The organism is Pseudomonas sp. Irchel s3a18 (genome assembly GCF_900187535.1).
GTDB lineage: Bacteria > Pseudomonadota > Gammaproteobacteria > Pseudomonadales > Pseudomonadaceae > Aquipseudomonas.
The window spans coordinates 79,422-88,234 of sequence record NZ_FYDV01000021.1 but is presented as its reverse complement, the minus strand read 5'-3'; the positions used below and the strand labels follow the sequence as shown (position 1 = coordinate 88,234).

Sequence of the window (8,813 nt, the reverse complement as noted above, 5' to 3'; positions counted from 1 at the left end):
GAGCATTGGAACCACCTGATCCCATCCCGAACTCAGCAGTGAAACGATGCATCGCCGATGGTAGTGTGGGGTTTCCCCATGTGAGAGTAGGTCATCGTCAAGATTAAATTCCGAAACCCCTATCTGCGTATGCAGGTAGGGGTTTTGTTTTGTCCGTAGAAATGTACATTTCAGGATTGAGACAAAATTGCTCAGTTATTTCTGAGCCAGAACACTAGAATAGAACCCTTATTTTCAGAGCAAGAGCCCTTTATGCCAGATCCGGTTGACGCCTCCGGGCTGTCAGATTTACCGCTGGAGAACTTGGTGGCGTGCCATGAGTGCGACTTGCTGATGCACAAGCCGCCACTTGCCCATGACGAGAAAGCCCTGTGCCCGCGCTGCGGTTATGAACTCTATGCGCATCGGCACAATGTCGTGGAGCGTAGCCTCGCCCTGGTGATCGCTGCGTTGCTGCTGTTCGTTCCGGCGAACTTTTTACCCATCATGGAACTCCATTTGCTCGGACAGTCGTCGCACGACACGGTCTGGAGTAGTGTCCTTGGCCTGTTCGACACGGGCATGCAAGGTGTGGCAGTGGTGGTATTCCTGTGCGGCATGGGAATCCCGTTGCTCAAGCTGCTCTGTCAGTTGTCGGTGTTGCTCAGTATTCGTTTTGATACCGGACGCAGCTACGGCCTGTTGCTCTATCGCATTTATCACCATATGCGCGACTGGGGGATGCTTGAGGTCTATTTGATGGGCGTGCTGGTGGCCATCGTCAAGCTGGCCGACCTCGCCTCGATCACGATAGGCGTTGGCCTGGTGTGCTTTATCAGTTTGTTGTTGACCCAGGTCTGGCTAGAGGTGGTGATGTCGCCCCATCAGATTTGGGAAGCGCTGTCAGGGGAGGATGCTCATGCGGGCGATTGATGCGGGCATTCTGATTTGTGCTGAGTGCCATCAACTGAACAAGCAGGAGCCGGGCACCGACGAGCAGACATGCACGCGTTGCGGTGCGTTGGTTCATGCTCGCCGGCCAGACAGTCTGGCACGTACCTGGGCGTTGTTGATCACGGCCGCCATTCTCTATATCCCCGCAAATGTGTTGCCGATCATGACGGTCAGCGCGTTAGGGCAGGGTCAGGGGGATACGATCATGTCCGGTGTGATCGCTCTCGTTCAGCATGGGATGTTGCCCATCGCTGCCGTGGTGTTCATCGCCAGTATCCTGGTGCCGACCTTCAAGTTGGTCGGTATCGCCCTATTGCTGTTTTCGGTGCAGCGCCGCCAGCCTTTATCCGCCCGGCAACGCATTGTGATGTACCGCTTTATCGAGTTCATTGGCCGATGGTCAATGCTGGATATTTTCGTCATCGCCATTCTGGTGGCGGTAGTCAACTTTGGTCGGCTCGCCACTATCGAGGCAAACTTCGGTGCGGTGGCCTTCGCCAGTGTGGTGATTCTGACAATGCTTGCTGCAGTAACTTTTGATCCCCGACTGATTTGGGATAACACGGAGTCGGACGACGACCATGACTGATTTGCCTAAAGCTAAAACCCGACCGGCTTCCAACTGGTCGGCCATCTGGGTGTTGCCCCTGATCGCCTTGGTGATTGGCGGATGGTTGGGCTGGCGTGCCTACAACGAGACCGGGATAGAGGTACAGGTCCGTTTTGAAAGCGGTGAAGGCATTCAGGCCAACAAGACCGAGGTCGTTTACAAGGGCATGTCGGTCGGCAAGGTCAAAAGCCTGACTCTTGATGATGCCGGCAAAAGCCGCGGGGTGATTGCCACCATTGAGATGAACAAGGATGTAGGGCAGTACCTCAAGACCAGCACGCGCTTCTGGCTGGTCAAACCGAGCGTGACTATGGCCGGGATCACCGGTCTGGAAACCCTGGTATCGGGTAACTACGTCGCCATCAGTCCCGGGGAGGGGGAACCGACTCGCAGGTTCAAGGCCCTGGCGCAGGAGCCACCGCTTTCCGATTCAAAGCCGGGTTTGCACCTGACCATCAAGGCTGATCGACTGGGTTCCCTGAACCGCGGCAGCCCGGTGTTCTACAAGCAGATCCAGGTCGGTCAGGTGAAGAGCTACCTGCTGTCCGAAGATCAGAACACCGTCGAGATCAAAGTGTATATCGAGCCGACTTACGCCAGCCTGGTGCGCAAACATACGCGTTTCTGGAATGCCAGCGGGGTCAGTATCGATGCCAACCTGTCGGGTGTGAAAATTCGCAGTGAGTCGCTTGCCAGCCTCGTTGCCGGCGGTATCGCCTTCGCCACACCGGAAACCCGCAAAGACAGCCCGCCGACGGACCCGAGCCTGCCGTTCCGTCTCTTTGAAGACTTCGATGCCGCTCAGGCCGGTATTCGCGTGAAAGTGAAACTGGGCGATTTCGAGGGCCTGCAAGCCGGCCGTACACCGGTCATGTACAAAGGGATTCAGGTCGGTAACCTCAAGGCGCTCAAGGTCGATTCCGACCTGTCCAGTGCCACTGCCGAGTTGACCCTTGACCCACTGGCCGAGGATTACCTGGTCGAAGGCACTCAGTTCTGGGTGGTCAAACCGTCGATTTCGCTGGCCGGTATCACCGGACTGGAGGCCTTGGTCAAAGGTAACTACATCGCCGTGCGGCCTGGCGACAAGGGCAGTGCCCCCAAGCGCGATTTCGAGGCTCGGCCAAAGGCGCCGCCGTTGGACCTGCGCGCACCGGGCTTGCACCTGGTGCTGTTCACTGAAAACCTGGGGTCGCTGGAGGTCGGCAGTCCGATTCTCTACAAGCAGGTCAAGGTTGGTTCGGTACAGAGTTATCAGTTCTCGCGGACCAAGAAGCAACTGGTCATCGGCGTACACATCGAAAAAGAGTACGAAGAACTGGTCAACGCCTCGACGCGATTCTGGAATGCCAGCGGCATCACCCTGACCGGTGGCCTCAACGGGATTCAAGTCAAAAGCGAGTCCCTGCAGAGCCTGATGGCTGGCGGTATTGCCTTCGATACACCGGAAGCCAAGGCCCCCCTGCAAAAGCGTATCCCGCGTTTCCGTCTGTTCGCCAACCATGAAGAGGCGACTCAGAAAGGTGCCGTGGTCACGATCAAGCTCGATCGTGCAGACGGTCTGCGCACCGGTACGCCGATTCGCTATAAAGGGCTGGATGTCGGCAAGGTCGAAGATGTTGATCTCAGCGATGACATGCAGTCCGTGCTGCTCACCGCGCGCATCACCGAAGTGCCGGAACGCATTGCCCGGGTCGGCAGCCAGTTCTGGGTGGTCAAGCCGGAGCTTGGGCTGATCAAGACTTCCAATCTGGAAACTCTGGTGACCGGGCAGTACATCGAGGTTCAACCCGCCGCGAAGAGTCTCGGTCCGCAGAAGGACTTCGTAGCGCTGCCCCAGCCTCCTGAAGCCGTGGCCCAGGAAGCGGGCTTGAGCCTGGTGTTGAGCGCTGCTCGCCGTGGTTCGCTGAAGACCGGTGTGCCAGTGACTTACCGGGAAATCACGGTCGGCAAGGTGACTGGCTACGAGCTGGGTCAAACCGCGGATCGGGTGCTGATTCATATCCTGATCGAGCCCAAGTACGCGCCTCTGGTGCGTAGCGGCACGCGCTTCTGGAACAGCAGTGGTTTTGGCCTGGACTACAGCCTGTTCAAGGGCGCGACGGTACGCACCGAATCGCTGGAAACCCTGATTCAGGGCGGTATTGCCTTCGCCACACCGGATGGGGAACGCATGGGCAACCCTGCGCGAGCGCAGCAGACCTTCCCGTTGTTCGACAAGTTCGAAGACGAGTGGCTGGTCTGGGCGCCGAAGATTCCTCTGGGCAAGTAGTCTGGAGGCCGTTGGGCGTCGGTGAGGTCGCCTTCATAGAAGGCTGAGCGATGCCCACAAAAAAGGCCGCGATCCATGGGATCGCGGCCTTTTCATTGGAGCCGGTTAAAGCAAGTCAGACCGCATCCAGCTCGGGCTCGTCCGCCTCGACCTTGACGGTGGTTTTCACCTCGTCATGGCGGCGGATGAACTTCCAGTCCTCCTCATCAATGTAGATGCCGTTCGGCCCACTGCCGCCTTCCAGGTCGATGGCCACACTGGCGCAGACCTGTGGTTTCACACTGGCCAGAATCGGCACGAAGCCCAGTTGCAGGCTGGTTTCCAGCAGAGCCGCCTGGTTCTTCTCGTCAATGTCGGCGGCCTCGTCGAGGTAGTACGGCAAGCGCACCCGTCCGGCCAGGTCACGGTCCATCAAGTGCAGCAACAAGTACATGTTGGTCAGCGCCTTGATGGTCATGGTGGTGCCGTTGGAGGCCGCGCCATCGATGTCGGTGTGAATCACGGGCTGGCCGTTGACCTTGGTGATCTCGAACGCGAGCTCGAACAGGTCCTTGAGGCCGAGTTGGTTGTGGTTCGCCGCCACCAGGCGCGCCAGGTATTCCTTGGCTTCTTCGTTTTTGTTGTCCTGCTCGGCGCTTTGGCTCAGGTCGAACACCGACAGGGTTTCGCCTTCTTCATATTGACCGGCGCTGTGGATGATCTGGTCGATATGCTTGAGGGCTTCCTTGTTCGGTGCCAGCACGATGCGGAAGCTTTGCAGGTTGGAGACCTGACGCTTGTTGATCTCGCGGTTGAACAGGGCCAGTTGGTGCTCAAGGCTGTCGTAGTCGCTGCGGATGTTGCGCAGGGTGCGCGCAATGTCGGTGACCGCCGCGCGACGCGCCTTGCCCAGGGTCAGGGCTTCGTCGGTGCGGTGTGCGTAAGCGTTGATCAGCAGTTGCAGGCGACGCTCCATGTCGTCTTCGCTGTCGAACTTGGCCACGCCCTTGAGGCGCACCTGGGCGTACAGCGCATCGATCTGGCCGTCAGCCCGCTGCAAACCCTGCCAGCTGTCCTGATAGTCATTGAGTAGCGGCAACAGGTTATCCATGGAGTCGTCGACAGGATCCATGAACGGCGTGCCGAACGGCAGGTCGGCGGGCAGCAACTGACGGCGGCGAAGGGCGTCGTCGAGGGTGCGCTGCTTGGCTTCCATGTCGCCGATCTGCCGGCCGACCAGTTGCAGCTTGGCCGACAGTTGCTGGACGCGTTCGGTGAAGGCGTCGCTGGAGCGCTTGAGTTCGTCCTGCGCGGCTTCCATCTGTGCCAACTGTTCCAGCTTGTCACCTTCTTCGGCACTCAGGGTTTGGGTGCGACGGAAGTCCTCCAGGGCTTTCTGCGCATCCAGTACCTGCTGGTACAGCGCTTCGGTCTGGGTCTTGCTCGCGGCGCGGTCGGCCGCAACCGCTTGCTGGGTCTTCAGTTGCTTGAGTTCTTTGTCCAGGCGCTCTTTCTGATCACGTAGCGCGGCGCGGTCAGCCAGCGCTTGCAAGGCCGGCGGCTCAATGTGCGACAGGTCGATGGAAAGGCCCGGGACTTCGAAGCGTTCGCCTTTGAAGCCATCCAGGATCAGCTCCATGGATTTGACCCACTGACCGTCTTCGTCCAGCGCGATGCCATGTTCGCCCAGCGGCAAGCTGAACAATGCACTGTTGAACAGGCGCATCAAGCGTTCGACGTCCTGTTGCGAGAACTCTTCACGCAGGCGGGCGTAGCTGTTGTTGTCGGCGTGGTCGAGTTGCTGCTTGACCGACTTCAGGCGCTTTTCCAGATCCCGCAGACGCTCATCAAGGTCTTCGGCGCTGAACTGGCGCGATTGCGCCAGCGCACCGGCCAGTTCGTCGTGGGCATCCTTGGCGGCCAACAATTGCTGTTCAAGCAGTTTGACGTCATCCACCAACGCGAAGCGATGCTTGAGGACCGACAACTCGCCAAGCCAGCGCTGGATGCCAGTGATCTCACGCTCCAGGCGCATCAGCTCCTGAGTGCCGCCACGCTGATCGTTCTGCAGCGCGTCCTGCTCATTGCGATAGTGCTCGGCCTGGATCGTCAGCTCTTCCTTGCGTGCGCTGGCGTAGTCCGACCAGGTGCCGAGCAGGGAGTCCAGCAGCGGCGAGATGCGGTGCAGTTTGCCACGCAGGATATTGCGCTGGGTAACGCCTGACGCGAGGGCTTCGACCAAGGGACCGGCGGTGACCAGCGAGTTGTAGTCCTGCTCCATGCGACGTACATCGCGGAAGGCTTCTTCGCACGCGGCAATGTAATCGACGCTGCCGGAACGCAGGCTGTGCTCAAAGGCATCGAGGAACAGTTGCTTGAGCTTGGCCGCGGTGATTTCGCGCATGTGCAGCAGGTTGATGAACAGCGCGCGGAAGGTCTTGAGGCTCTGTTCGCTGGTGGAGCGCAGTGGGATCAGCGTCAGGTCCAGTGGAATCGAGGTGTGACCACCCACTAGCAGGCGACGCAGTTCGTCCGGCTTGAGCTCGTAGGCTTTGAGCCCCTCGCGCTCAAGGTTGGTGAACAACTCTTTCTGGCGCAGGCAGGTGTCGTTCTTCTGGTAGTGGGCCAGGTCCAGTTTGCCGGCGTAGGCAAAGAACTGGTGACCGAAACCACCGCCCGGGCCGCGCCCGACCACGCCGATCACATGGGGGCCGTGAGGCAGCGAGACCTCCACCAGGATGTAGCTGGTGTCGGAGGCAAAGTAGAAACGCCGCGATTGTTCCAGGCTGTACTTGCCGAAACTCATGTCCGACATGCGCGCCAGAATCGGGAACTGCAAGGCGTTGATAGAAGCGGACTTGCCGAGGTTGTTCGCGCCGTAGACCGACAGCGGCTCTTCCAGCGGGAACAGGCCGAGGCTGTAGCCGGCGGTGTTCAGAAGGGCAAAGCGGCGAATGCCGTAACGTTCCTTGCTCATGCGTCGATTTCCTGTTCTTCGGCAATGGCGCGGGCGAGGGCGTCTTCGTCGCTTTCCTCACCTTCGAATTCGCTCAGGTCCAGCGGATCATCGGTTTGCAGCAGTTTTTCATCACTGTCGTCGTCGATCAGCACCGGAGCCGGCAATGGCAGCACGCTGTGCAGGCTGGCCGCCAGGTCGCGGTCCTGCTGGACCGACAGGCAAACGTCGAGGAAACGGTGCATGGGGGGCAGAAAGCGGTAGATGCCGTTCTCTTCGTTGGCGAAACCCAGCTGGGTCATGCGGCGCATGATTTTTTCTTCCAGCTCTTCCTGGGTTTGCACTTCGGCCTGGATGAACAGGTCACGGTACTTTTCCAGCAACGACGGCAGCTCGTCGCGACCGAGGCTGCCGCCATCAAGGACGGCAATCGGGTCACGCCCCTGGTCGGCCAGGTGCTCGACCAGGATGAAGGTGAACAACGCCAGGCGCTGGGCGGTCTTGTTCACCGCCGCGGCGGCGAGATCCGGCACAAAGTAGTAGAAACCACGGGTGTCGCACACCAGCTCGAAGCCCAGGGCCTTGAACAAGGTGCGGTATTGGTCCTGGAAGTTCGACAGCTGGGCATACAGCTCGGGATCACGGCGGCTGACGTGGTAACCCTTGAACAGTTCGCGAAAGATGGGGGCCAACTGAGACAGTTCACAAAGATCAAGATGCATGAGGAGTGCTCGCGGAATTCTCGGTGGCGTCTGTGCCTGCCGAGAGCAGGGCGAAGGAGCGCAGGCTGACCTGGTGCTCGTGAGTATGGTAGTCGCGACGTTCCAGGCGTTCGCGCTGGAAGCGCTTGTCCCGTGACAGGCGGGAGAACCAGTACAGCAACTCGTCGGTTGCGCCGTCCGGTTCCTGCTCCAGCAGCCAGGTCATCAGGTCCGGCATCGGCAGCGCGCCTTCGCAGCGTTCGAGCATTTCCCGAACGGTACGCGGGGCACGCGGGGCTTCGCCTTTCTGTGTCTTGTGGGCCTTGGGAAAGCGCGCCGGTTTCGGCTCGAAACGCGCCAGGGCATACACGTAGGCCTCGACCTGGCTGGCACTGCCCAGGAAGGTGCTTTGCGGCCGGGTGAACATCGGCATGGCGGCTTGCGGTACGGCGTCGATGCCCTTGCGGCGGATCATCGACAAGGCCAGCGCCGCGCCACGGGTCACGGCATTGTGCCGACGGGCCTCTTCACGCAACGGCAGCAGCAGTTCGCGAGCGTGACGCAAGGTCAGCTGGGCGCTGGTCTGCATTTCCAGAATCCGCGCATGGGTACGCAGCAGCATGTCATCGTCGACCAGATGACCAAGGCGTTGCTGCTCGGTGAGCATGCGCAACAGCACGTTTTCGACCTTGCGCACCCCCTGTTCGAAGGCGCCGTCGGCGTTTACCAGCTGGATCATCGGCTCGACGTATTCGTCCCAGGTCGCCAGTACCTCGGCATAGCGCTGGCGCAGCGGGATCTGCCGGTCGCTGGTCTTGGCCCGCTCGGCGACGGCCACCAGGGCCTGTTCATCGTTGGCGAGCTTTTTCAGCACGTCACGCACGCGCATGTCGAGCAAACGCAACTGGCGCGCCAGGTCGTTGCCGTCACGGATGTCGAAGGCGTCTTGAATGTAGCCGGCCAGCCGCTCCAGGTGCCGCAGGTAGGCTTCGATTTCCAGGCACAGGCCCAAGCGGTGCTCACGGCGCAGGTAGGCGAGGAAGTCGTGGATCTGCGCGTTCAGTTCAAAACGGTTCGGGCTTTTGGCCACCGGAACCAGAATATCGAGGCGGATCCACACGTCCAGCAGGCTGGTAATGTCCTGTGGCGTGCTGTCCAGTTGCTGGGCGGCCAGCTGTAAGCGCAGTTCGTTGAGGCTCAGTGTGCCTTGGTCGAAATGCTCGCACAGCGGCTCCAGAAGTGCCCAGTGTTCGGCGAGGGCGCGCAAGACGCGCTTGGGTTCGATCATTGGATTGGCCGGCTGGTTGGCGATTAAAAGCAGCGATTGTACTGCATCGCGTGCGATGGGCATCACCCTCGCGG

At 60.0% G+C, this 8,813-nt stretch carries 6 protein-coding genes and 1 rRNA gene; 4 read left to right on the top strand and 3 right to left on the bottom strand.

Annotated features, from left to right (window positions below; translation table 11 throughout):
* The 4 genes from rrf to CKW29_RS22530 form a co-directional block, all read left to right on the top strand.
* Positions 1 to 103: ribosomal RNA gene (gene rrf, locus CKW29_RS22545) — 5S ribosomal RNA — on the top strand; the annotation flags it as partial.
* 149 nt (positions 104 to 252) lie between these two features.
* Positions 253 to 912, top strand: a complete 660-nt coding sequence (locus tag CKW29_RS22540) for a paraquat-inducible protein A (protein WP_095146743.1) — start codon at positions 253 to 255, stop codon at positions 910 to 912.
* On the top strand, positions 899 to 1,522 hold the full coding sequence (locus CKW29_RS22535) for a paraquat-inducible protein A (RefSeq protein WP_095146742.1): 624 nt from the start codon (positions 899 to 901) through the stop codon (positions 1,520 to 1,522). Before CKW29_RS22540 ends, CKW29_RS22535 begins: the two co-directional genes overlap by 14 nt.
* Positions 1,515 to 3,815: a PqiB family protein gene (locus CKW29_RS22530; RefSeq protein ID WP_095146741.1), complete on the top strand. Its 2,301-nt coding sequence runs from the start codon at positions 1,515 to 1,517 to the stop codon at positions 3,813 to 3,815. Before CKW29_RS22535 ends, CKW29_RS22530 begins: the two co-directional genes overlap by 8 nt.
* 115 nt (positions 3,816 to 3,930) lie before the next feature.
* Here CKW29_RS22530 and mksF read toward each other — a convergent pair whose 3' ends face one another.
* From mksF to mksB, 3 genes are read right to left on the bottom strand one after another with little or no spacing between them, the layout of a single operon-like run.
* A complete protein-coding gene (mksF, locus tag CKW29_RS22525; protein ID WP_095146740.1) occupies positions 3,931 to 6,771 on the bottom strand; it encodes an Mks condensin complex protein MksF in 2,841 nt (946 codons plus the stop codon).
* Positions 6,768 to 7,472, bottom strand: a complete 705-nt coding sequence (gene mksE, locus CKW29_RS22520; RefSeq protein WP_095149142.1) for an Mks condensin complex protein MksE — start codon at positions 7,470 to 7,472, stop codon at positions 6,768 to 6,770. Before mksE ends, mksF begins: the two co-directional genes overlap by 4 nt.
* Positions 7,462 to 8,739 carry an Mks condensin complex protein MksB gene (mksB, locus tag CKW29_RS22515; protein ID WP_176465349.1) on the bottom strand — a complete coding sequence of 426 codons (1,278 nt, stop codon included), beginning with the start codon at positions 8,737 to 8,739 and terminating at the stop codon, positions 7,462 to 7,464. Before mksB ends, mksE begins: the two co-directional genes overlap by 11 nt.
* Positions 8,740 to 8,813: the final 74 nt, after the last annotated feature.